This is a genomic window from Bacillus sp. LJBV19, assembly GCF_017797845.1.
GTDB lineage: Bacteria > Bacillota > Bacilli > Bacillales > Bacillaceae > Bacillus > Bacillus velezensis.
Window position 1 is genome coordinate 513,771 of sequence record NZ_CP072563.1, and the last position, 23,512, is coordinate 537,282.

Annotated in this window: 23 protein-coding genes and 1 pseudogene; 15 read left to right on the forward strand and 9 right to left on the reverse strand. The window is 40.1% G+C overall.

Annotation, left to right across the window (positions count from 1 at the left end):
- Positions 1-252: 252 nt before the first annotated feature.
- The 3 genes from J6600_RS02620 to desA form a co-directional block, all read right to left on the reverse strand.
- The gene (locus tag J6600_RS02620) at positions 253-1,422 is read right to left on the reverse strand and encodes an MFS transporter (RefSeq protein WP_209387917.1); all 1,170 of its coding nucleotides are present in this window, start codon (positions 1,420-1,422) and stop codon (positions 253-255) included.
- Between the two features lie 73 nt (positions 1,423-1,495).
- Positions 1,496-2,071 (reverse strand): TetR/AcrR family transcriptional regulator, encoded by a 576-nt coding sequence (locus tag J6600_RS02625; protein ID WP_095273163.1) that lies wholly within the window; start codon positions 2,069-2,071, stop codon positions 1,496-1,498.
- A gap of 511 nt (positions 2,072-2,582) precedes the next feature.
- Entirely contained in the window at positions 2,583-3,611 is a 1,029-nt protein-coding gene (gene desA, locus J6600_RS02630) for a Delta(5) desaturase DesA (protein WP_209387918.1), read from the reverse strand.
- Between the two features lie 184 nt (positions 3,612-3,795).
- On the opposite strand from desA, the gene J6600_RS19775 reads away from it, so the two are divergent.
- Together J6600_RS19775 and cspC are read left to right on the forward strand one after the other, a co-directional pair.
- Positions 3,796-3,894, forward strand: a complete 99-nt coding sequence (locus J6600_RS19775) for a molecular chaperone TorD family protein (protein ID WP_072177240.1) — start codon at positions 3,796-3,798, stop codon at positions 3,892-3,894.
- A 447-nt stretch (positions 3,895-4,341) separates the two neighbouring features.
- Positions 4,342-4,545 carry a cold shock protein CspC gene (cspC, locus tag J6600_RS02640; RefSeq protein ID WP_003156143.1) on the forward strand — a complete coding sequence of 68 codons (204 nt, stop codon included), beginning with the start codon at positions 4,342-4,344 and terminating at the stop codon, positions 4,543-4,545.
- A 627-nt stretch (positions 4,546-5,172) separates the two neighbouring features.
- On the opposite strand, the gene J6600_RS02645 is transcribed toward cspC, so the two are convergent.
- Positions 5,173-5,634, reverse strand: coding sequence for a CarD family transcriptional regulator (locus J6600_RS02645; protein ID WP_061861882.1), 462 nt, complete (start codon positions 5,632-5,634; stop codon positions 5,173-5,175).
- 563 nt (positions 5,635-6,197) lie between these two features.
- On the opposite strand from J6600_RS02645, the pseudogene J6600_RS02650 reads away from it, so the two are divergent.
- Positions 6,198-6,539 (forward strand): annotated as a pseudogene (locus tag J6600_RS02650) (aspartate/glutamate racemase family protein); the annotation flags it as partial.
- Positions 6,540-6,643: 104 nt separating this feature from the next.
- Here the strand turns inward: J6600_RS02650 and J6600_RS02655 are convergent.
- The 3 genes from J6600_RS02655 to cotR form a co-directional block, all read right to left on the reverse strand.
- A complete protein-coding gene (locus tag J6600_RS02655; RefSeq protein WP_209387919.1) occupies positions 6,644-7,213 on the reverse strand; it encodes a DUF2812 domain-containing protein in 570 nt (189 codons plus the stop codon).
- Entirely contained in the window at positions 7,200-7,517 is a 318-nt protein-coding gene (locus tag J6600_RS02660) for a PadR family transcriptional regulator (RefSeq protein WP_015239232.1), read from the reverse strand. Before J6600_RS02660 ends, J6600_RS02655 begins: the two co-directional genes overlap by 14 nt.
- A 363-nt stretch (positions 7,518-7,880) precedes the next feature.
- On the reverse strand, positions 7,881-8,846 hold the full coding sequence (cotR, locus tag J6600_RS02665; protein ID WP_032866849.1) for a sporulation hydrolase CotR: 966 nt from the start codon (positions 8,844-8,846) through the stop codon (positions 7,881-7,883).
- A gap of 200 nt (positions 8,847-9,046) precedes the next feature.
- On the opposite strand from cotR, the gene J6600_RS02670 reads away from it, so the two are divergent.
- Complete coding sequence (locus J6600_RS02670) at positions 9,047-9,523, forward strand: DinB family protein (RefSeq protein WP_017419205.1); 477 nt, start codon at positions 9,047-9,049, stop codon at positions 9,521-9,523.
- A gap of 105 nt (positions 9,524-9,628) precedes the next feature.
- Here the strand turns inward: J6600_RS02670 and J6600_RS02675 are convergent, their stop codons facing one another.
- Positions 9,629-10,825 (reverse strand): diaminopropionate ammonia-lyase, encoded by a 1,197-nt coding sequence (locus tag J6600_RS02675; protein WP_014416991.1) that lies wholly within the window; start codon positions 10,823-10,825, stop codon positions 9,629-9,631.
- Between the two features lie 141 nt (positions 10,826-10,966).
- Between J6600_RS02675 and J6600_RS02680 the strand changes: the two genes are divergently transcribed.
- The 4 genes from J6600_RS02680 (at position 10,967) to J6600_RS02695 (ending at position 14,747) form a co-directional block, all read left to right on the forward strand.
- Positions 10,967-11,632 (forward strand): GntR family transcriptional regulator, encoded by a 666-nt coding sequence (locus J6600_RS02680; protein WP_209388315.1) that lies wholly within the window; start codon positions 10,967-10,969, stop codon positions 11,630-11,632.
- 139 nt (positions 11,633-11,771) lie between these two features.
- Positions 11,772-12,149, forward strand: coding sequence for a RidA family protein (locus J6600_RS02685; protein WP_014416993.1), 378 nt, complete (start codon positions 11,772-11,774; stop codon positions 12,147-12,149).
- 77 nt (positions 12,150-12,226) lie between these two features.
- Positions 12,227-13,537, forward strand: coding sequence for an SLC5/6 family protein (locus tag J6600_RS02690; protein ID WP_198863959.1), 1,311 nt, complete (start codon positions 12,227-12,229; stop codon positions 13,535-13,537).
- Positions 13,538-13,586: 49 nt separating this feature from the next.
- Positions 13,587-14,747 carry a M20 aminoacylase family protein gene (locus J6600_RS02695; RefSeq protein ID WP_209387920.1) on the forward strand — a complete coding sequence of 387 codons (1,161 nt, stop codon included), beginning with the start codon at positions 13,587-13,589 and terminating at the stop codon, positions 14,745-14,747.
- Between the two features lie 39 nt (positions 14,748-14,786).
- Here the strand turns inward: J6600_RS02695 and J6600_RS02700 are convergent, their stop codons facing one another.
- Entirely contained in the window at positions 14,787-15,683 is an 897-nt protein-coding gene (locus J6600_RS02700) for an AraC family transcriptional regulator (RefSeq protein WP_209387921.1), read from the reverse strand.
- Positions 15,684-15,809: 126 nt separating this feature from the next.
- Between J6600_RS02700 and J6600_RS02705 the strand changes: the two genes are divergently transcribed.
- From J6600_RS02705 to J6600_RS02735, 7 genes are all read left to right on the forward strand, one after another.
- Positions 15,810-17,057 carry a Zn-dependent hydrolase gene (locus tag J6600_RS02705; protein ID WP_022552648.1) on the forward strand — a complete coding sequence of 416 codons (1,248 nt, stop codon included), beginning with the start codon at positions 15,810-15,812 and terminating at the stop codon, positions 17,055-17,057.
- A 239-nt stretch (positions 17,058-17,296) separates the two neighbouring features.
- The gene (locus J6600_RS02710) at positions 17,297-18,685 is read left to right on the forward strand and encodes an aminotransferase-like domain-containing protein (protein WP_209387922.1); all 1,389 of its coding nucleotides are present in this window, start codon (positions 17,297-17,299) and stop codon (positions 18,683-18,685) included.
- 92 nt (positions 18,686-18,777) lie between these two features.
- Complete coding sequence (locus tag J6600_RS02715; protein WP_209388316.1) at positions 18,778-20,076, forward strand: MFS transporter; 1,299 nt, start codon at positions 18,778-18,780, stop codon at positions 20,074-20,076.
- 331 nt (positions 20,077-20,407) lie between these two features.
- Complete coding sequence (locus tag J6600_RS02720; RefSeq protein ID WP_209387923.1) at positions 20,408-20,821, forward strand: NUDIX hydrolase; 414 nt, start codon at positions 20,408-20,410, stop codon at positions 20,819-20,821.
- Between the two features lie 195 nt (positions 20,822-21,016).
- A complete protein-coding gene (locus tag J6600_RS02725) occupies positions 21,017-21,202 on the forward strand; it encodes a hypothetical protein (RefSeq protein WP_017419203.1) in 186 nt (61 codons plus the stop codon).
- Positions 21,203-21,444: 242 nt separating this feature from the next.
- The gene (locus J6600_RS02730) at positions 21,445-21,744 is read left to right on the forward strand and encodes a hypothetical protein (protein WP_017419202.1); all 300 of its coding nucleotides are present in this window, start codon (positions 21,445-21,447) and stop codon (positions 21,742-21,744) included.
- A 396-nt stretch (positions 21,745-22,140) separates the two neighbouring features.
- The gene (locus J6600_RS02735) at positions 22,141-23,487 is read left to right on the forward strand and encodes an FAD-binding oxidoreductase (RefSeq protein WP_209387924.1); all 1,347 of its coding nucleotides are present in this window, start codon (positions 22,141-22,143) and stop codon (positions 23,485-23,487) included.
- The last annotated feature ends 25 nt before the right edge of the window (positions 23,488-23,512 follow it).

Below are 23,512 nucleotides of genomic sequence, written 5' to 3' on the forward strand. Positions count from 1 at the left end.
ACTTTGCAATCAGAGCAGCTGATTTATTCGAGTTGAGGATAGAGTAGGTGCTTAGTGAGTTGGACCAAAAAAATATGTATAAATAGCTCTGACTAAAACCTTTGTGGGTTAGTTAGAGCTTTTGTAAACCCACTCGTTTTCGTGAGTGGGCTTTTTTTAAATACATCTATCAACATGATATTTATTATTAAGTACGGTAAGGGGTCCGTCAAAACTTCTAAATTACAGAAGTTTATTTTCATGGTAGTTTAATCATGATGTCACTTTCGAATAATATTGATTAAACTTGATTGAATAGATCAAGACATAAATAACGATTAGTGCGGCAAATGTGTTTAGAACAATTAATGAGTGATTCAAGCTAAAGAAACTGGTCAAAATGCCGACTCCAATTGGAGGGATAATGAATCCGGAATAAGCGCACAAATAAAATGCTGATATTACTCTCGGTCGTTCTTCCGGCTTAGGCAGCTGTCCGGCAAACCTTAATGCTGCTTGGAACGACCAACCGGCGCCGACCCCTTGGATAAGCATTCCAATCCAGAGCATCCATAAATCGCCTGTCTGTCCGGAGAAAACAATGATCCACGGACCGATGGCCAGCAATACAATTCCGATGCGCATTCGCTTAACTGGATTCTGTACCCACGGGAAGAATTGTATCAAGGCAGCCACGCCTAAGAGTATGAACACCAACACACCTGCTAATGAGAGATTAGAGGAGTGAATGACGTTTTTGACATAGGAAGGAATGACGGAAAATACGATTCCGCCTAACATGAAGAATGTAAAAGCCGGAAGTCCAATAAATGAAATAAAATGGGATCGTATATTTTCCGGTATACCGAGCGAAATTTTTGTATTCAGCGGTTTTGGTTCTTCTTTAAGACTCGGTAACATTTCCAGAAATACTAAAGAACTCAATAGCATGGCAAGCAAAAGCCAAAATGGCATTCGAAGCGGCTGAACCTGCACATATTGCAACACTAGACCGGATATAGCCGGACCCATGCCGAATCCAACGTTTACGAATACTCCCGATAACTTAATAGCAGTACTTAGATGCTGGCGAGAGGTTTGTGATAATAAAAATGTGGTGGCCGTTCCTGTAAAAGCGCCATATGCAATGCCTTCCAAAATCCTTGCCGCAAATAGCATCCAGACGTTCTGGCTCCCTATGAAAAGCAACGTTGACGCAATGGACAGCCAGATGCTGATGCGAAGGACCTTCTTTAATCCCCAGGTGCTCCCTTTGGCTCCTACGATTAGCAAGGTCGGAACCAAGATAACGGCATAAACAGCAAACAACATTGTAATCTCTAGGCTGCTCATTTGATAGTGACTCCCGTATATAGGGAATAATGATGAAATATAAGTGGCTCCGCAAGACATCATCAGAATAATCCAAAACATTCTCTTCATCTTTCGTTCTCCTCGCATTTTATTAGTAAATCCGTTTTATTTGAGAATGATCGTTCTCAATAGGATAAAAAAATTATTTCTTTAAAATGGATAATGTCGTATCCACGATCTGCTCTAATTTATCTCTGTTATCTGTTGTCTTGATCATCACTCGAAGCCCGATTAAAGCATTATTTATATATTGGGATAGTAATTCCGCGTTTAGCATCTTATCGAGTTCTCCGGACTGCTGACCTGCCTCAATGAGTTCACGGATTAGACGCTCTGTATCGGTTAATCGTTGATCTACCCAATCCTTACATTCGGAATCATGCAGAGCCAGTTCAACTGCTGTGTTTACGATCAAACATCCTTTAGGGTATTCGCCTTCTCCTCTAGTAATGACTCTATCGAACAACTGCCGGATTGCTTCAACCGCAGTAAGATTCTCTTTATTGATTTTTTTCTCCGACTGCAGTTGAGTGTAACGGTTTAAAGCCTTAATGTATAACGAATGCTTATCTCCGAAGGTATCGTACAAACTTCTCTTGTGCACTCCCATATGGTTAACTAAGTCTGTCATGGAAGTTTTCTCATACCCTTGTTCCCAAAATAAACGAACAGCTTTAAGCAGTACTGCATCTTCATCAAATTCCTTGGTTCTAGCCACTAAATTCCCCTCCTTGTGATGGCAATCATAACATATTGAGAACGATCGGTAAAGAATAATTATGATCCATTCCTCTTCTTATCTTTAGAACGATCCTGTCATTTTGTCATAAATGGGGTCAATCTAAGATTGGGAAAGATCAGTTTCAAAAGATTCTTTTTTTCTTTAAACAGTGGCTATTTTAAGATACATTGCACCAATGACATGTCATGTAACTTTTTGGAAATAAAAACTGCTCCATTTTTACTCCACAATATAATATTCAAAGGTTTTATAATAGAAAACACAGTTTCACTTTATTGTGGACCCAGCGGGTGAATAACCCGTGGAGGTTCAAGTCCTCTCGGCCGCATCTCAATGATACCAAGGGTTTTGACACCTTTGGTATTTTTTTGTTGTAAGTGCATGTGGCATTAAAAAAAGTGCTGACCTCTGCACAAAATCTTTGTGCGAGTCTGCACTTTTATTCTGCAAGATACACTGCCCATTATCACCGATTACGGGCGTTTATTTAATCCGTTCTTAGCCGAGCTGATACCTGGCTTTTAGAAGTTTTTTTTAAGTGGTTAAAACCAACAAATTTTTTGCCTTCTTCATCCCATAGGCGGAACTTTAACGACTTAATACTTGTTGCCAGTGTGATGGTCGGAACATTTTGCAATGGTTCAGTGTTGTTATGCACGATTTCAAGCTTATAGTTTGGGACTCTTGGGCTTAAATGATGAACATGATGGAAACCGATATTGCCTGTCAGCCACTGCATGACTTTTGGAAGCTTATAAAAAGAGCTTCCTTCAACGGCTGCTTTTACATATTCCCAATGCTCATCTTCTTCGAAATATGAATCCTCAAACGTATGCTGAATATAAAACATCCAAATTCCGAGGGATCCCGATATCATAAAAATTGGCGTCTGGACCAGCAGAAAGTTTTTCCAGCCGATAGCCCAACATAAAAGTGCTGCCAAAGCGACGATCCCCAGGTTCGTTACATATGTATTCATCCGTTCTTTGCGTTTTGCCCCTTTACGATTAAAACGATTGGTAATCCCGAAGACGTAAATCGGTCCGATAATAAACATAACAAACGGATTTCTGTACAAACGGTACATTATTTTTGTCTTAGTTGAGGCTTCTTTATATTCCTCAACAGTCAGTACCCAAATATCGCCCGTACCGCGTTTGTCCAGGTTGCTGCTTGTCGCATGATGGACAGAATGATCGTGTGCCCAATGATCAAACGGATGCAGAGTCAGAATTCCTGTAATTGTTCCAAGGATTCGATTCGCCTTTCGGTTCTTAAAAAAGGAATAGTGGCAGCAATCATGAAAGATGATGAAGGTTCTCACTAAAAAACCTGCCGCAACGACAGAAATCGCTGATGTAAGGATATAAGAAATCGGCAAGCTCTTATAGGCCAAACACCATAACAGGAAAAACGGCACCAATGTGTTAATGATTTGACAAATACTTTTTTGTAAATCGGACTTTTCATAAGGGGTAACCAGTTTTCTCAAAGTCCTTAGGTTTTGTTCATTCATTTTTAAAAGCTTCCCCTTCCCTGATGTTCTTAATCTGCGTATAGAAAACGTTTTATTGCCTTTGAAGTCCCAGCTGTCATACTCCATGTATGATAAGTATCTTTTCTAATCCTATGTAAAATTATTGAAGGTCAGAAACTGATCTCCATCTCGATTAAATCTTTATTAGCAATGGCCAGCCGGGATACAAAAAGCGTATGAAGATTATACCCGGCTCTTTATCGGGCCAAACTCTCTCCATGCTCCCCTATGTGAATCGGTTTATTTAGACCGTAAACATTGATTGTTTGAGGAACAAACATGACAAGTTAATACCGTTAAAATAGGGGGTATACTTGAATGATCGTTTGGAAACATCTGCAGAAACAAAGCTATACCAGTGAACAGCCAAGAATATCTAGTACTTGAACAAGAAACAGCTGAGCTTTTTAAAGAAATCTTTAACAATCAATATGAAGTACTGGGTTTGAAGACACTCGTGATTCATGTTCACGGTGTTTTCAAACCATAGTTATTAATAGGCATCTTATTTTGCACTCGTATCGACAGGTTTAACAAATAAAACATGAATGAACACATTATTAATTTGCAGTTATTTCCGTTTCGTGCTATGATAAAGGGGAATTATTTTTGTTCGTGTAAAGGATAGTATGAATATCGACTTTTCGTCTTGATGATACTTTGGGCAAGGATAGTAATACAATGTGTAACACACTAGGAGGCAACAAAAATGGAACAAGGTACAGTTAAATGGTTTAATGCAGAAAAAGGTTTTGGATTTATCGAACGTGAAAATGGAGACGATGTATTCGTACACTTTTCTGCAATCCAAAGTGACGGATTCAAATCTTTAGACGAAGGTCAAAAAGTAACGTTTGACGTTGAGCAAGGTGCTCGTGGAGCTCAAGCTGCTAACGTTCAAAAAACTGCTTAATCTTTAATCGTTTATACAAACAGGCTCTTTATACAGGGCCTGTTTTTTTATGTTCTCTGTATATACTGAATAAAAAAACCCTACTCAACGTTCGAGTAGGGACAGTTGCTACAAGGTAAGAAAAAGGTTTAAAACCTCAAAGGATTGTTTACAGTATAACATACCGGATTGACGATATGTGGAATATATATAAATGATTTGTTTTTATGTTCTCAATATATCTGTATGTTATTCTTTGTTACATTTCGCATATCTCTAATATGAAAAGAAGATAAACAACTGCTATTCACTGTCGCAAGAGATGTAAGAAATTCTTAAAGATAAAGAGGAGAGTGGTTGTTTTTTCTTCCGGAAATAATCACTTAGACCTAAAACAATGAAAGCCCTGCCTCTCTTCCATCCTTACGGCTCCTTGTCCGTGCCAGTGTGAATCAGGATTACAAAAATCAAGTGACTATTTCATCGAAATTCAAATGTTCGTTGAAGAAAAAAATAAAACAGATTAGATTGTTGGGGTAATAAAAGGGGTTAATGTTTTAAAAGTAAGTAAGTTAAACATCTAATCGTAATATTCCGAAAACTTTTAGGTGCTTTTTTTGGAATGCAAAACATTATTTAAAATTAACCTTAGCAGAAACTTTTTATTTGTTTTTCAGTGATTCCTTTAATGACTTCCAGTTCACTAATCAAAAATTCATATGCATGATCCAACATTTTTTTTTCGCTTGAATTAAGTGCTTTTTCTTTCTTCATCCGTCTTAAATCACGTACAACTTCAGCGCCTTCTTGTATTTCACCCGTTTTTATTTTGTTCGTGTTTACTATATACCTTTGCTTCCACGGCAGTAGCCTATCTGATTCTCCATGCTGAAAAATGTGTATAATGTGTTTTAATGCACGTATATCAGTAACCGGCCGTATATTTGAACTCAATATTTTACGCGTTGGAATCATAACTGTCATATTACTGATTGACATTCTTATGACATAATACTGTTGTTTTTCCTCTAAGAATTGTTTTTCTTCTATGGCTTCAATTGTACCTGCTCCATGCATTGGATAAACAATGTTATCGCCAATTTGAAACATATCATCCACCTCCATATATAGGAACTTAACTTAAGGTTATCATATATGGAGTGAGATATCAAATTTATAATGATAACATGGTCATTTATTGGTGTCAATAACTTTTTTAAAAAAACAACATCAAAACAAGAGGGAGCCTGTGGGATTCCCGCTTTCATAACCAATGAAATGTTGAGGGCCCAGCGGGTGAATAACCCGTGGAGATTCAAGTCCTCTCGGCCGCATCTCAAAGATACCAAGGGTTTTTGATAACTTTTGGTATTTTTTATTTCTTTTTAAAACATGTGTTTTGTGGCCAAAAGAGTCCGCTGCTTATAGGAAGTCGTCCGGTTTGCCAGCCATCCTTTGAAGAGTCTTTTTATTTTCCTTAGTGTATCGGTTATTCTGCTGACTGCGTGCGGCGGAATGAGATATGATAATTCGATTAATGAAATGATAAAATAGGAGAAGAAAGCCAAAAAGAAATGAGAGCAAATTCAGATGTGTAACACAAGAATAACTCATCGTGATCGTATTCGTACACATTTTTACAGAGGAGGACAATTATGATTGGAATACTGGCAGGTTTCAAAAAAGCAGCTCTTTTAGCCACCGTTCCAACGGTTCAATCTGGAATATTTCAAGAAGCGTTAAACAGAGAAGGTTTTGATTTTTTACATCAAGATAGTTGGCAAATCTATGTCGATCACATAATAGAAAAGATTAAACAAGGTCAAATCGATGAGGCTGGTACATTATATGATGAATTACACCGTGAATTAGCAGAAAAGGTTGATACGGTTATCATTGCATGTACGGATTTAAATATGGTCACGGATCAAAAAAGCAGCGAACTTACCTTTGTTGATTCATCAGCTTGTCTCGCTCAAGCCATTGTAAATAAGTATGTATCATTAACAAAATAAGCCGTCTGATTTATCAGCAAATTCAGGGCGCTTTTTTCCGTTAAAGCGCCCGGCTTCGGCAGATATATAATCCTCGATTACTTCTTGAATGTAACTTCCCCGCGTTATTGTTCTTTTAACATTGAATATTTTCGATACGCTTTATAGTAACTGATGCCGAAGACAACAGCCATAAGAGCGGGAAGCGACCTTAAAAGGGCAAATGGAGTTTCAAATAAAAATGCTTTCCAAAACATTGCGCCTTCCATACTCCACAGACCTTCAGCTAAATACAAACCTGAATCCTTGTACATCAAATAAGAATAAAATAAGCAAAGTAAACCAAAACAAGATGAATAACTCATTAATCTTTTATAATAACTACTCTTTGATTGGCGATCCGAGAAGATTTCATTTTGACCATCATCTTCTTTTTGCCAATATCGAGTTCCGCTAAGCCATGGGCTGTTTATATAACTCCAGCCGAAGTCTTCATATATCTCTCTGTAATCTTCGAATTTTTTCTTTGATAAATAATCTTGATAATCCAGTCTCATCACATATTTTTTGTCGGTTTTTTCGAAAGTGTATATTCCTAATCCGCTGATATTTGTACAGCGATAGCCTTTTTGTAATTGCTCGTTCAGCCATTGCTCCTCTTTTTCAATATCAAAAAACATCTTAAATGTCTTCATTCGATTCACTTCCTTCGTGCAGGGATAAAATATGCAGTAACCTGTTTTGTTCCATTTTCAAAATGGCGCTTCCTTCCGCAGTTATCATATAAACTTTTCTCCGGCCCGACTCTCCAACAGGTTCAATCCAGCCATGCTTATTCAAGTTTTCAATCGCGCCGTATAATGTGCCGGCTGCTAAAATAACAGTTCCGTTACTCATTTTTTCGATCTTCTGCATGGCGGCATAGCCATGAAGCGGCTCCCGCAGAGCTAATAAAATATAATGCATGGTTTCAGACAGCGGTAATAATTTATGTTTCATATCCTCATCCTCTATTCAGTCTGACTATATAGTTAAACTTAATACAGTTCAACTGAATAGTCAATGGTCTTTTCAAAATTTGTCAAAGGAACTTGAAAATCAAATCTAAAAAGTCGCTTTTCTTACGTAATGGGACGCGACTTCTGAGTAGTCCTATTCAATTAAATGGCCCGATTGTTGGATGTAATGCTTAACTTCAGTGTTTGAAATGCCGGGCGGTAATAAGATTTCACTTTATCGAATGCCCAGCGTATAAATACCCCAGGAAGGTCCAAACCCTCTCGGCCGCATTAATAATACCAAGGGTTTTGAGTCCCTTGGTATTTTTTGTTCATTGTATGATGACGTAAACTTCTGACTTACTTAGTGGCTGTCGTTCCAGTTTTTCTCTATAAATGTATTCACAGGCTGTAAGTTGGTTTTGTTCGCAATTTCAATGACAGCGGGAACCACGGAAGGGTCTGTTTTGGAGAAGTTAGGAATCCGCGGATCTAACCGGAAAAAGCGATCTCCCAGCAGGTTCGCGCTGACCATGGATTCATAGTAGCCATTTCCGCCGGAGATCATCTGAAGAAATGGCAGTAAAGGTTCATTAGGCGACCTGTCCAAAAGGACTCCCCAATTTGGAGGAAGGTTCTTCAGATTTTCGGGACGTATGTTATCCGCACTTACCATTCCCCACCCCCTCGTATCTCTTCTTAACCGAGTCGGGGCTTCACCTGTACCGATGGATAGCGCCGCAATTTGATCCAATGGCACGTTGGCTTTACCAACCGCAAACGCGATACTGGCCGTACTGGGGTTCGTTGCCACTACATATCCGTCCACGTAGTTTTGATAGGCTCGTTGCGTTGCGGGAGCACCGCTGCTCCGCAGTATGACATCACTCACTTTCTCATTTAAATAGGGAGAGCCGGGAAAGTTGTGAAATAATACGGGCGTCCAACGATCCAGTGCTGGGGAGTATAATTTGAATGAAGGGACAACAATTCGTTTTCTTACATCTTTAAGACGTAGGCCTGGCGGGAAAAAGTTTCGTACCGCTTTAATAAAACCGGAATATGGTAATTGTTGATTGAAAACAGGTCCGCCCGGCCGGGAAGTGCTGAAAGCGGGCAGGATTTCATCCTCAAAATACTGAAGTGTTTCCTTCGGAGATCTTCCGCTTGCTAATGCAAGGGCAGTAAATGAACCGATTGAATTTCCCGCAAATACATGGGTTCGACTTATTAATGCTGGATTTTCTTCAGCCAGTCTGTTCAATAGTTGTAAACTTAAAGCACCTAAGGTACCGCCCCCGTCAAAGGTCATGATCCGATATTTTGCCAAAGCTGATTTCTCCTTTCTGATGAAAACTATCATTCAGTATATGTTCAACCAGAGTCTATTGTATGGATGAATGAATATCTCCTTATCTTAAAAATGGTTTGATTATCAATCCAGCGAGTCGGGAAAGAATATGTTTTTTATTTGAAGAGGTTTTTTCCGGGAAAAAGGAGAATTATTTAAAAATAAAAGGGGGAAAACACTTGAATACGATTGACCTTATTGTTTTACATTTTGAAGAAGTAAGACGGCGAAGCATCAAGTTATGGACAGCTATACCTGAGGAAAAAATGGACTGGCGCCCCGATTCCGAAGCAATGTCGTGTAAGGAAATGATAAGACATGTAGTAGAAGCGGAATTTCTTTATCATCACATTTTACTAAAACAAATGAATGAGTCTTCAGAGGAATCTAAAAACCCGTATGAATCAAAAACGTTTACCACAGTAACCGAAGAATTAGAATTCGCAAAACCGTATCGGGCCGAGTTTTTGACATTCATCAAATCGTTAAACGAAACAGATTTAACAAATATAAAGATTGACAGGTCTGATGTTGGATATATTCGCGAACTAGGAGACATGTTATTAAGAATCGCTTACCATGAGTCCGTACATACCGGTCAGCTTTTAGACTATCTCAGAACTGCTGAGGTTGACAGGCCTTTAATTTGGGACTAGTTAAATGATTGAGTTTCACACGGGAAGGGGAAATAACGGAAGCCTTAACTTCACCCAAAGTTAAGGCTTTTTATAAATCATTAAAACAAACATGTTGCCGTTGTTTTAATGATCTGTTCCCCAAACCGCTTTCCGATAATTTTCCGGATCAGTATCACCTTCTGTATTAATCATTAACACATTAGATGACTGATCTAATTCTAATTTCTTCTTTATCTGTTCCATTGAAGTATTCTTACTTAACTCATGCAGCAAACCTAATGGTACGGAACCTGACTCACCAGAAATAATCTTCGGATCCGGATCAATAGGATTACCCAATATTCTCATCCCCAATGCGCTTATCTTGTCATTACAGGAAAAGAAATAATCACTGCATGTTCTCAAAATGTTCCAACCGAATGGGTTGGGTTCGCCGCAGGCAAGCCCAGCCATCATTGTAGAAAGATCACCGTATACTCGGACAGGTGATCCAGAGGCGCTTTGGGCTGACCGGTACAGACAATTTGCGCTTTCGGGTTCAACTATGGAGATTTTGGGCTTATTCCCGCTTTTTACATTTAATAGGGAAGCTGCCATTGAAGCAGCGAAAGATCCCACTCCAGCCTGAAGGATAACATGACTGATTGTATTGAAGAAATCTTCATTTTGTTTGTATATTTCTGCAATAATTGTTGTATATCCTTGCATGATAGAGAGAGGAATTTGCTGGTATCCTTCCCAAGCCGTATCCTGAACTAAAATCCAATGATGTTTCTCAGATAAATCTGCCGCCATTTGAACAGTGTCATCATAATTTAAATCTGTAATGTACGCATCAGCACCTAAATGTTTAATGGCTTCCAATCTCGCGGGAGAAGAACCTTTCGGCATATATACCTTTGCTTTCTGTCCAAAAAGGGAAGCCGCCCATGCCAGTCCCTTTCCGTGATTACCGTCGGTAGCTGTAGCAAATGTAGCAGAAGGAGCGCTTTTTACAAGTTCAACCAATTCGTTAAAATGAATGGAATTAAGGTCGATTTTAAGTTTTTTACTATAGTAAGAAGCAATCGCATATGAAGCACCCAAGCTTTTAAAAGCATTAAGGCTAAAGCGTTTAGATTCATCTTTGACATAAAGACTGTTTATGCCGAGATATTGTGCGAGACTTCTTAACGAGTGAAGCGGTGTTGCTTGATAGCCGGGAATGCCGGAATGAAAATGAAGCGCTTTTTTTGTTTCCTCTGCAGAGAAATAGGAAGATTCCTGAGGTAACGTATCAGATCTGAAATGATTCGAAACCCAATCAATATTCGCAAACAAATTTCTTCATCCTTCCAATATGTGATATATCACATTATACATGGATCGGAATGTAAAGCAACTTTTCTTTTTCGCAAACGATATACTGAAATGTGGTATATTACATGTAAAATGATGTTTTAAAGAGGTGAAAACGTGACAATGAACCAACAGCACCAATTAAAACGAACATTTATGAAAGTTGAAGCTTATCAGTTTCTGAGAGAGTGGATTATAACAGGTAAGCTTGAGCCGGGAGAAAGACTGAGAAATCAAGATATATCTGAGACACTCGGAATCAGCCGCACGCCGGTCCGGGAGGCGCTGCTTCAGCTTGAAAATGAAGGTCTTGTCATAACGAAAGCCAATCGGTGGACAGTGGTAGCACCTATTGACCTGGAAAATGCGAAAGAGGTTTACTCGGTCGTTTGGTCTCTCGAGTGTCTCGCTTTTGAACAGGCACTTTCAAGATTTACACAAGATCATATAGACGAGATGGAAAAATTAAATAAGCAAATGAATGCAATAATGGAGACGGATGATAAGGTAAAAGCGCTGGAATTGGATAATGCCTTTCATCAAAAGATCATTGAAGTCTCAAATAATACTGAACTGCAGAAATTACTGCAAGGACAAAAAACGAAAATACAGAGAATTGAAATTCGGTATTTCAGTCAAAATCACGCAATGAATGCATCCTGCAGTGAACACAATCAAATATTAGACGCACTGAAGAATAAAGATCTTAAACAAGGACTGAATGCCATAAGGAGTAACTGGGAAAACAGTCTGACTCGAATCATTTTAAACAGCCAGTTAAAAGCCTGACAACTCGTCAGGCTTTTTTGTATGAATTTTTCGTTTGACTAATATGAGATATGTGATATATTACTCTTAACTGAAAGCAATTCAGTTTTTTTGTGAAGAATATTTAGAATTTTACATCAATAAGGAGAAGGTGATTATTATGTTAAAAACAGTTTTTACAGAAAAAGCACCAAAAGCGATCGGACCTTATTCTCAAGGCATTAAAGTACAAGATTTTTTATTTTTATCAGGACAGCTTCCTGTTAATCCAAACACGGATGAAGTTCCGGCTGATATTAGGGAACAAACGATTCAAGTTTTAAAAAACATTGAATCCATTCTGAAATCAGAGGATTTAAAAATTGAAAATATAGTGAAAACGACTATTTTCCTTAAAAATTTAGGTGATTTTAAAGCTGTTAACGAGGAATATGGTAAATATCTTGGAGACCATCGTCCTGCGAGATCCACAATTGAAGTAAGCCGGTTGCCTAAAGATGTACAGATTGAAATTGAAGTCATCGCGTATTCCGGATAAATATATACGAGTGAAAAGCTGCCCGGCTTCATGGTAATTCGTGATGTTCCAGAGCATGACATTCTTTTTTCGGGAGGATAAATATGTCTATAGAACAGGATGTGGATGTGCGGTGCCGGAGTTCTTCATCGAATAATGCCTCTTATGAAGATCCGGCTAAATGGTGCAGGCAAAATACAATTTGGGTCTTAGGCCTGTTTGGCACAGCAATAGGCGCGGGCGTGCTTTTTTTGCCAATTAATGCGGGAATAGGGGGCATTCTGCCTCTGATGATCATCACTGTTCTGGCTTTTCCGATTACGTACTTTTCTCACAGAGCTTTGGCCAGATTTGTTTTATCGGCAGGTTCTGCAACAGACGGGATTTTAGCGGTGACAGGAGAATACTTTGGGGCGAAAGCAAGAAGAGTATTCACTGTCATTTATTTTCTTGCGATTTACAGCATCCTGTTAATGTATTCAGTTGCCATTACAAATACAGCTCAAAGCTTTATTGTGAATCAAATGAACATGCCAGAGCCGCCAAGGGGTTTAACTGCCGGATTTCTGATAGCAGGATTACTGTTTATCGTGCGTTTTGGTCAGGATGCGGTCATGAAGACTATGAGTTTGTTAGTTTATCCATTTATAGGTTCGTTATGTTTGATGGGGATCTATCTGATACCTAAATGGAATACAGCCATTTTGGATGTCACACACCTATCATTATCCGGATCAGGACAAGGGATGTTCATGACGGTATGGATGACATTCCCTGTCCTGGTGCTTTCATTTAATCATTATTCAATGATTTCACCATTCGTTGTAGCTCAAAGGCAGTGTTATGGAGACAAATTTGCTGATGATAAATGTGCCCAAATACAAAAATACAGTTATATATTGATGATACTTACTGTTTTATTTTTTGTATACAGCTGTGTATTCAGTTTGTCGCCGGCAGATCTTGCTATGGCAAAGAAACAAAACATCTCAATTCTCACTTATCTCGCCAACCATTTTCATTCAGCGTTTATTGCTTGTCTTTCCCCGATTATCGCATTTGTCGCAATTACGAAATCCTTTTTAGGACATTATATAGGAGCCTATGAGGCCATGCGGGATATCATTGTTGAGGTTTTTCCATCAAGAAATAATAAGAAAAAAACAGATTTTATCATTCTGTTTTTTATGTTTGTCACTTGCTGGCTAATAGCTTATATCAACCCAAGTATTCTAGGCATCATTGAAAGCATCAGCGGACCGATAGGGGCTGTTATTCTATTGCTGCTCCCTATGTATGCCATTCGTAAGCTGCCAGTATTAAAAATGTATCGAAATAAAATCAGTAATGTTTTTGTTGCGATTATTGGTGTCATCACTGTTTCGGCAATTATTTTTGCTTTATTTTAATTATTTATGTAAACGCTTTCTATTTAATGATTATATTGGAGTGGTCTTTATGAATGATATCACAATGAAAGATCAATTAATAAAATGGAGACATGACCTCCACATGATACCTGAAACAGCTTTTGAAGAACACATGACCTCAGTGTATATTGCTGAAGAATTAAAAAAAATGGGAGTAAGCGTTTGTTCGGGTCTGGGCGGAACAGGTATAGTCGCCACCTTAAAAGCGGGAGAAGGTTCAAAGGTTATAGGAATCAGAGCGGAAATGGACGCATTACACTTCACTGAAGCAGCAGATCATTCGTATGTGTCTAAAAATAAAGGGAAAATGCATGCCTGCGGTCATGACGGACATATGGCAATCCTTCTTGGGACAGCTAAAATATTGAGTAAAAGACAACATTTTAACGGCACCGTGTGTTTTATTTTTCAACCGGCGGAAGAACCGGGCAAGGGTGCGAGGGCCATGATTGAGGATGGACTTTTTGAACAATTTCCGCTCGATGAAATTTACGGATTGCATAATATGCCTGGATTGCCGGCGGGTACTTTTGCAACCCGCCCCGGGGGAATTATGGCCGGTGAAGATAACTTTGTCATCCGGATTAAAGGAAAAGGCGCTCATGCAGCCCGCCCTCATATGAGTATTGATCCATTGGTCATAGCGTCGCAAATTATTCTCGCCTTACAGACTATTGTGTCCAGAAATTTAGATCCAAGCGTTCCTGCCGTTATATCCTGTACGGAAATCGTAACAGACGGGGTGAGGAATGCGATTCCGACTTATGTGGAAATCAAAGGTGATACGCGAAGTTATTCTCCTGACACCCGACGTTTTCTCGAAGAAAAAATGAGGACTATCAGTTCCGGGATTTGTGAGATGCATGGTGCGGAGTGTCAGTTTGAGTATACACATGAATTTGCTCCAACGACGAATTGGGAAGAATATGTCGGGTTTACTGTTGAAGCTGCTGCCAAAACAGCCGGAAAAGAGAATGTCACTTCTAACATAAATCAGATGATGATTTCAGAAGATTTCTCGGCTTTTTTAGAGAAGGTTCCCGGTGTATTTGTTTTTCTTGGCAATGGTGATGAGCATGATCAAAAGGGCCATATTCCATTACACAGCCCGTCATATGATTTTAATGATGACATTCTTTTAACCGGTGCAGCGTATTTTGCGGAATTAGTTAAAATTCGCTTATCCTAAAACACATGAAACAAAGAAAAACAGCAATTACTGAATCAGTCAGTGCTGTCTTTCTTTGTTTTTTTGTTTTTTATAAGCCAGCGGCGTCATCTTCATGGCATGTCTGAACCTGCTGATGAAATAACTTGTGCTGTTAAAACCAACTTGATAAGAAATGTCTGTCACACTCGCATCTCTTTGCTGCAATAAATATAAGCTTTTTTGAATTCTGTAATCTATAACGTAGTGTAACGGAGAACATTTTAAAAAGCGCTTGAAATAGCGGCAGCACTCAGAACGGCTTAGCTGCCCGGCTTTCGCAATATCCTCCAATGTGATTTTTTCAGCATAATGCTGATGGATCCAGCTCAGCATATTCTTCATCCTTTGGTTCTTCAACCATTCTGTTTCGATACATTCAAGGTGGAAGCAATTGGCGATTAAGTGTTTCCAAACAGACGTAAGTTTCATCGTGATATCTATTTCATAAAAGAGGGATTTTTGCTCGATGCATTTGTGGATCTCTAATACAGCATTCAGAATGTTTTTTTCTAAAGGGTCGTCTGCGTGGATATATAAGTAAGGGACATTCGTTGCGTGAATCAAAGGTTTTACATAGGTCGTGTAGAGTTCCTGTGATAAAACGAAATGCGGGGAGACATTTAAACAGATATAAAGACAATCTGAACTGCCATGCTCCTTTGTCATATGCAGGCAGCCGCTGTTAATAAACAGCCCGTCGCCTTGATGGACAACCACCCATTCCTCATTTACTTGGAACAGCGCTTCTCCTTTTATTATAAGCACGAATTGAATTTCATCATGCCAATGAAGGGGAATATATCCGTGCAAATGGTTCTTAATGGTTTTTTCATAGCAAGCAACCGGCATAACAATTGTATGGTGTTTCGTCAAATCTTGCAGACTGTCATCCATCAGAAAGTTTTGCGTTTGCATGTTAAACACCTCAATATACTTATATTTTTAAATCCAATATTGGTATTAAGATGATGAATTCTTATATATCATAACATTATTGTTATATCAATGAAGCGATTGACTCAGTGCAGGGAGGAATGCAAAATGGCATCTGAACATGTGAACCTTTACATGAATTCTGAACGTTTACTCAGCCGTCTTAAGGAGCTTGGTGAAATCGGACGTGACCGCAATGACAGACTCACAAGGTTAGCTGCTTCCGATGAAGATAAGGCGGGACGGGACTTATTGGTAACATGGATGAAAAAAGCAGGCTTAGAGGTTATGATTGATAAAATCGGAAATATTTTCGGGGTATGGTACGGTTCTGATCAGAATAATGATGCGCCCATTATGATCGGCTCTCATATCGACACGGTCATCAACGCGGGTATTTACGATGGATGTTACGGGGTTATTTCGGGACTTGAAGTCATAAACACTTTAAAGGAGTCCGGCTTCAAACCGGAGCGTCCGATTGTCATTGCGGCTTTTACCAATGAGGAAGGTGTGCGATATACTCCAGATATGATGGGATCACTCGTATTCGCCGGAGGACTTTCTTTAGAAAAGGCGCTTCAGACCCGCGGTACGGATGGGACGAAACTGGGTGAAGAACTTAAGCGTATAGGATATGAGGGAACAGAAAAGCCCGGCTTTTTAACACCGCACGCCTTTATTGAGCTTCATGTTGAGCAGGGGCCGATTTTAGACAAAACAGGCATTCCGGTCGGTGCCGTTGAGAATTTGCAAGGGATTTCGTGGCAGCGTATAACGGTTCAAGGCGTTTCAAATCATGCCGGGACAACTCCGACTGATATGCGTCAGGATGCCGGGCATGCAGCCGCACAAATCATAACGTATTTGCGCAAACGTGCCAATATGTCTAACGGCCAAACTGTCGCCACGGTCGGAACAATCAGTTTTGAGCCAAATGCTATCAATGTCATTCCATCATTGGCAGCACTTACAGTTGATTTGCGGGATCCGGACGAAAAGAGACTTCAAGAAGAAGAATCAGCACTGGCCGATTACCTGAAAGATTTGGAAGAGGCTGAAAACGTATCTATCACATCTGAACAATTAGTCCGTTTCAATCCCGTTGTATTTGATAAAAACATTGTTGCATTAATTGAGCGGGCTGCAAATAAACGGGGACTGGAATCAAAACGGATGACATCCGGTGCCGGGCACGATGCACAAATGATGGCCCGCATCTGTCCGACGGCTATGATTTTTGTTCCAAGTATAGAGGGGATCAGCCATAATCCTGAAGAATACACGAAAGATCATGACTTGGCTGCAGGTGTCAATGTATTATTAGATGTCGTTAGTGATCTTTCTTCTAACTAAGGAAACGGGAACATCAAGGAATACAAATCGAGATAAAGAGTGAAGATAAAGAGTGTCGTACAGAAAAGCTCTTCTCATCATTGATATCTCTGATGAAAGTTCAATTTTTCCCGGCGTATCAATCATGCCAAAGGTTTAACCGCCTTTGGCTTTTTTTTATGTCAACTTTTGCGTCTGTTAAGTGAAAATTGTTTTATAAACAGTGTGATCATATAATTGAATGAAAAAGGATGCATATCATGCCGATCAATTCTTTTGAAAACTATCCGATGAGCTGGAAGCCGGCGATTGATAAAACGGAAAAACCCATTTATAAAGCGATTGCAGAGAAATTAGAACAGGATATATTACAAGAAGTTTTATTACCCGGAACCAAACTGCCTCCTCAGAGAGAACTGGCTGATTTTTTGGATTTAAATGTAAGCACCATTTCAAAGGCTTTTAAAGTCTGCGAGTTAAAGGGTCTGCTGAGTGCCTCTGTCGGGAGCGGGACTTTTGTTGCTTATGATGCGTTATCGAATGCGTATCTGCTGGAAGATACAAAGCCGAAGCATCTGATTGAAATGGGGGCGACGCTTCCGGATCAGGCTTCTTATGAGCCGCTGCTGCTCCAGCTGAAAAGTATGCTGCAAGAGGAAGATTATGAAAAGTGGTTTGGCTATGGCCGGACGGGTGAAAGTCTTTGGCAGAAAGATGCGGCTGTTAAGCTGATTCGAAGAGGCGGATTTGAAACGTCCGTTGATCACATTTTATTTGCAAACGGCGGGCAAAATGCGATTGCCGCGGCATTGGCGAGTCTTTGTAAACCAGGAGACCGCATTGGAGTTGATCACCATACATACCCAGGCTTGAAAACTGCCGCTTCGATGCTGAGTGTGCAGATTGTGCCGATCAAATCAGAGAACAATGAGATGAGCCCTGCCTCATTTGAATATGCGTGTAAAAATGAAAATATTAAAGGCATCTACCTCATCCCGGATTATCATAATCCGACAGCGTCCTTTATGTCTGTTGAGAATCGAAAAATGATCGCGAAAATTGCAAAAAAATATAACCAATTCATTATTGAAGATGCCTCGTACCATCTTCTTGGCAAGAATCCGCTTCCGGCCATCGCATCATTTGCACCGGAACAGGTCATTCACATTGCCGGTTTATCAAAATCACTGGCACCAGGGTTAAGGATGGCGTATGTCGCCGTCCCGAGTCAATATAAGGAGCCGATTTCAAAGGCGCTTTACAATTTAAATATAACCGTTTCCCCGCTGTTAGCAGAACTCACTGCACGGACGATCGTATCGAATCAATTTGAAATCTTAATTGACAGTCATCGTGAACAGACTATTCGCAGAAACAAAATGGTCGATCAATATTTAACCGGCTATGCGTGTGCAGGTGCTGAGACGGGAATCTTTCGATGGTTACTGTTACCCGGAAATATGACAGGTGCTGCATTTGAAAAATCAGCCGCACAGCATGGAGTGCAAGTATACGCGGCTGAACGTTTTGTCGTCGGGAACAGTTGTCCGGAAAAGGCTGTAAGGGTGTCTGTCTGTGCACCGAAAACGCTTGGGGAGCTTGAGCAGGGACTGCTGATTCTTAAACGCCTGCTGGATGAGCACATCTAATATTGTCCGCCATACAATTATTTTATTGTATGGTTTTTTTGTGCGTGTTATGATAATCCAAATCTGTTGGAGGTTATAGAAAGGCAGGTCGGATTATGCTTCACAAAGACAGTGCAAAAGGGTCAGATACTCAATCGGCATTATTGGAGCAATTCATAGGTTCTCCTGATAAACAAAAAAGCTTATATAAGCGTACTTTGTTTGTCGTCAGTCTTTCACAAATTTTCGGCGGCGCAGGGTTGGCGGCCGGAGTGACTGTCGGTGCTCTTATTGCACAGCAAATGCTTGGTACAGATGCGTTTGCCGGTGTGCCCTCTGCTTTATTTACCTTAGGATCAGCAGGCGCCGCGTTATTTGTGGGGAGGCTTTCTCAGCGTTACGGCCGCCGGACAGGTCTTTCAGCCGGATTTATGATTGGCGGACTGGGAGCGATAGGAGTCATCATTGCGGCTATTTTAAATAGTGTGTTTCTGCTGTTTGCTTCTTTGATTATTTATGGTGCGGGAACAGCGACAAATCTGCAGGCCCGTTATGCGGGTACGGACTTGGCAAATCATAAACAGCGGGCGACTGCTGTCAGTATGACTATGGTTTTTACCACATTCGGTGCCGTTGCAGGCCCGAATTTAGTGAATGTAATGGGGAACTTCGCTCGCTCCATTGGTGTTCCGTCACTGGCGGGTCCATTCATTTTAGCGGCGGCAGCATATATGTTGGCAGGTGTTACTCTTTTCATCATGCTACGTCCTGACCCTTTAGTCATAGCAAGAACAATAGAAATGGCCGGCCAAACACCTGATGATAGAGGACAAGTGACCGCCGACGAACACACAGAGAACAAAAAAGGTATTATTGCGGGCGCGGCGGTTATGATTCTTACTCAAATTGTAATGACTGCTATTATGACAATGACACCGGTCCATATGAGACATCACGGCCATGGCTTAGGAGCGGTAGGTCTTGTTATCGGTTTTCATATAGGCGCCATGTATCTCCCTTCTTTGGTGACAGGTGTGCTTGCGGATAAATTAGGCCGTACTGTAATGGCTGTATCTTCCGGAATGACGCTGCTTTTGGCAGGGCTTATATCGGCATTTGCACCGGGAGATTCTATGATTCTTATGGTCATTGCTCTGTCTTTGCTCGGGTTAGGATGGAATTTTGGTTTGATAAGCGGAACGGCACTGATTGTTGATTCAACTGAAACGTCAACACGGGCTAAAACCCAAGGTACTGTGGATGTTTTGATTGCGTTGTCCGAAGCCGCCGGCGGAGCCTTGTCCGGAATGGTCGTAGCAGGTGCCAATTACCTGACATTATCACTTGGCGGAGGGATATTATCGTTATTATTAATTCCGGTGGTGATATGGTCGCTTGGAAGTAAGGAATAGTATCTTATGTTTAAAAGCAGTGCGAGGCTCCCGTGGTTGAAAAACCCATGAAGCGTAAGTCCTCCCGGCTGCATCTCAATGATACCAAGGGTGTAACGGCCTTTGGTATTTTTTATGGTCTCTTTTATTTTTAAAGTTTACTCTTATTTGCTCTGCTCAATAGACTGTCGTTTTTAAAAAAGGTTCTAAAACGATACAAATGATGCGCTTGAACGGTTGTAAGTTTGATGTATTACAAAAAAACAGCTGTTATATCCCTTTATATTCTTTATAGTAAATATATAGAAAATAAATAAGCGGTTAAAAAATATTTTTAGTAAAGGAGAGTCATATGGAAGAAGTTAAAGTTGTATACGCATTGATTAGAAATGAGTTCAATCAGATAGTAATGGTAGATAATCATGAGGGGCATTGGTCACTTCCAGGCGGAAAAGTTGAGCTTAATGAAAATCTAATAGAAGCAGCTGTACGTGAGGTATATGAAGAAACAGGGCTGGAAGTTGAAATTGGGAATATACTAGCTGTTAATGAAGCGAAATTTATAAAGAGAAATCATCACGCCATATTTTTTACATTTGAAGCAAAAGTTACAGGAGGGAAAGAAGGAATTAAAAAGCAAGAAATATTGAAAATAGAATGGGTTGATATTGAACAGGCAAGTCAACGATTGCCTTATTACACCGAAGGGATTAAAAAGCTTATGAAAGGAAATGCGCTGTATAACAATCAGGGAACAATATACTGATAATCCCGTACTTTGATTAATGGTTGTGGAGGGTGAAGAGGTAAGGTACTCGTTCTTCAAGGAAAAAACAAAATAGTAATAATGATTTTTACTTGAACGACACTTAAGAAAAATTTAAGGTTAAATATTGAAAAATTTTGTTAATATTATAATACATTGTTTGGAAATGTAATCATTTTATAAGGAGTTTTCTAATTGCGTTGGAGTAAATGGTTCAATATTTTTTGCATAGCAGCATTGGGATCAATATATGGCTATAAATTGTTTACTAACCAAGAAGTCAGTACGGCTCGTTTGATCATAGCTGCTGCAATTATCTTGTGGAACATTGTCGGACTTTTTAGCAAAGAACCAGTAAAACAAACACAGCAAGCAAACTAAAAGTCAAAAACACAAAAAGTTGGTACAGAAGGATGCTGCAGCGCGCAGCATCCTTTTTCGCAGTCTCTCTTTTTACGCTGCTTATCATAAATCATTTAAGTTTCATCAAGCATCCAGAATCTGTTGCATCGATAAATGAAAATTGCCCTAAAATGTGCCGGTTCATCAACATAATAGTCCAAGCTGGGGTTTTTTATTTACATAGTATGAAGAGATTAAAAAATGCGAGAAGGAGTGGCGTAATGTATTATAACGAAGGTGAAGATCAACAGTACGTTCAGAAGAAAAAGCCATACAACGAAGCCTGTGACCTTGGCCATGATTTTGATATGGCGGACGACGAAGCAAGAGCGGAAGCAGCAAGAGAAGCAGAAGCGAGAGCCAGAGCGGAAGAGGCAATAGCAAGAGCGGAAGAAGCAAGAGCCCGAGCAGCAGAAGCAAAGGTAAAAGCGGCAAAATTAGCAGCAAAAGCGAAATGTAAAAAACGTCATAAGAAAGAGAAAAAACATGATTGCAAACGTAAGCACAAGAAGAAAAAATAAGAGCTTTTCATCATGTAAAAGATAAAATTCATGTGTATTGATTTTACCCGTACAGGGGTGCAAAAACGATAAAGAAAAAGATTCTTGTCGGGGGATCAAACAGAAAGGTTGCTCAGCCGGTGTCTCAGCAGAACCACGCATGGCAGGGCAAACATAATTTTCTATGGACTTCCATAGTCAGGTCGGGATATCACGCCAATAAATGTAAGTGCCTATCATGACAAAAAGGCAGGAGAGACAAGAGTTTCGGCAGCTTGCCGCTCTTGTTTTTTTTGTTTTTATCTCATCTTCGCGTATAGGTATCTATTTTTAAGTTTGCAGATCATCTGTCTAAGAATTTGTCCAATTCCTACATATACTGGTATCGGAATCAAATGCTTATTGGGAGTGAAATAGATGGGATCAGCACAGTTAACAGGACGCGTCATCTTCAAAGGGGACCCCGGCTATACACAGGCGGTTAAGAATTGGAACCCTTATGTTGATGTCTGTCCGCTTGTCTTTGTTTTTGCACAAAATTCATACGATGTAAGTAATGCTATTAAATGGGCTCGTGAGAAGAATGTGCCTATGCGTGTCAGAAGCGGCCGCCATGCTCTGGATAAAAATCTTTCCACGGTAAGTGATGGGATTGTTATTGATGTGAGTGACATGAATAAAGTTTTCTTAGATGAAAAAAACGCGGTAGCAACCGTTCAAACCGGCATTCACGTCGGCCCGCTTGTAAAAGGTTTAGCTCGGGAAGGTTTTATGGCCCCGTTCGGAGACAGTCCAACCGTCGGAATCGGAGGAATCACGATGGGAGGCGGATTTGGAGTGCTTTCACGATCGATCGGCCTGATAAGCGATAACCTTCTCGCACTGAAAATGGTAGATGCCAAAGGCAGGATTATTCAAGCAAATCAATCCCGCAATGAAGATTCACTGTGGGCTTCCAGAGGCGGCGGGGGAGGCAATTTCGGATATAACACCCAATATACGTTCAAAGTTCACCGTGCCCCTAAAACCGCAACCGTCTTTAATATTATTTGGCCGTGGGAACAGTTAGAAACGGTATTTAAAGCGTGGCAAAAATGGGCGCCGTTTACAGACGAACGATTAGGATGCTACCTTGAGATTTACAGCAAAGTAAATGGCTTGTGCCATGCGGAAGGATTGTTCCTCGGTTCAAAACCAGAGCTGGTTCAATTATTAAAACCTTTATTAAATGCCGGAACGCCGGCACAAACAGTAATCAAAACACTATACTACCCGGATTGTATAGATTTCTTAGATCCTGACGAACCGATTCCCGGCAGATCTGATCAGAGTGTAAAATTCTCCTCGGCGTGGGCGCTCAATCTTTGGCCGGAAGAACCTATTGCAGTAATGAGACAATTTTTAGAAAAAGCGACTGGGACAGAAACCAATTTCTTTTTTATCAATTGGGGCGGCGCGATAAGCAGAGTTTCAAGCAGTGAAACAGCCTTCTATTGGCGCCGGCCATTGTTTTATACGGAATGGACGGCTAGTTGGAAAAATAAATCACAAGAAGCTTCGAATCTTGCATCAGTTGAAAGAGTGCGTCAGCTGATGAAACCATATGTAACAGGTTCTTATGTAAATGTTCCGGATCAAAATATCGAGAACTTCGGAAAAGCATATTATGGCTCAAACTTTGCAAGGCTTCAAAGAATAAAGGCGAAATACGATCCCGAAAATGTATTCCGTTTTCCGCAAAGCATCCCGCCATCGTATAAATAGTTTGATCGTTTTGGGAAACAAAATA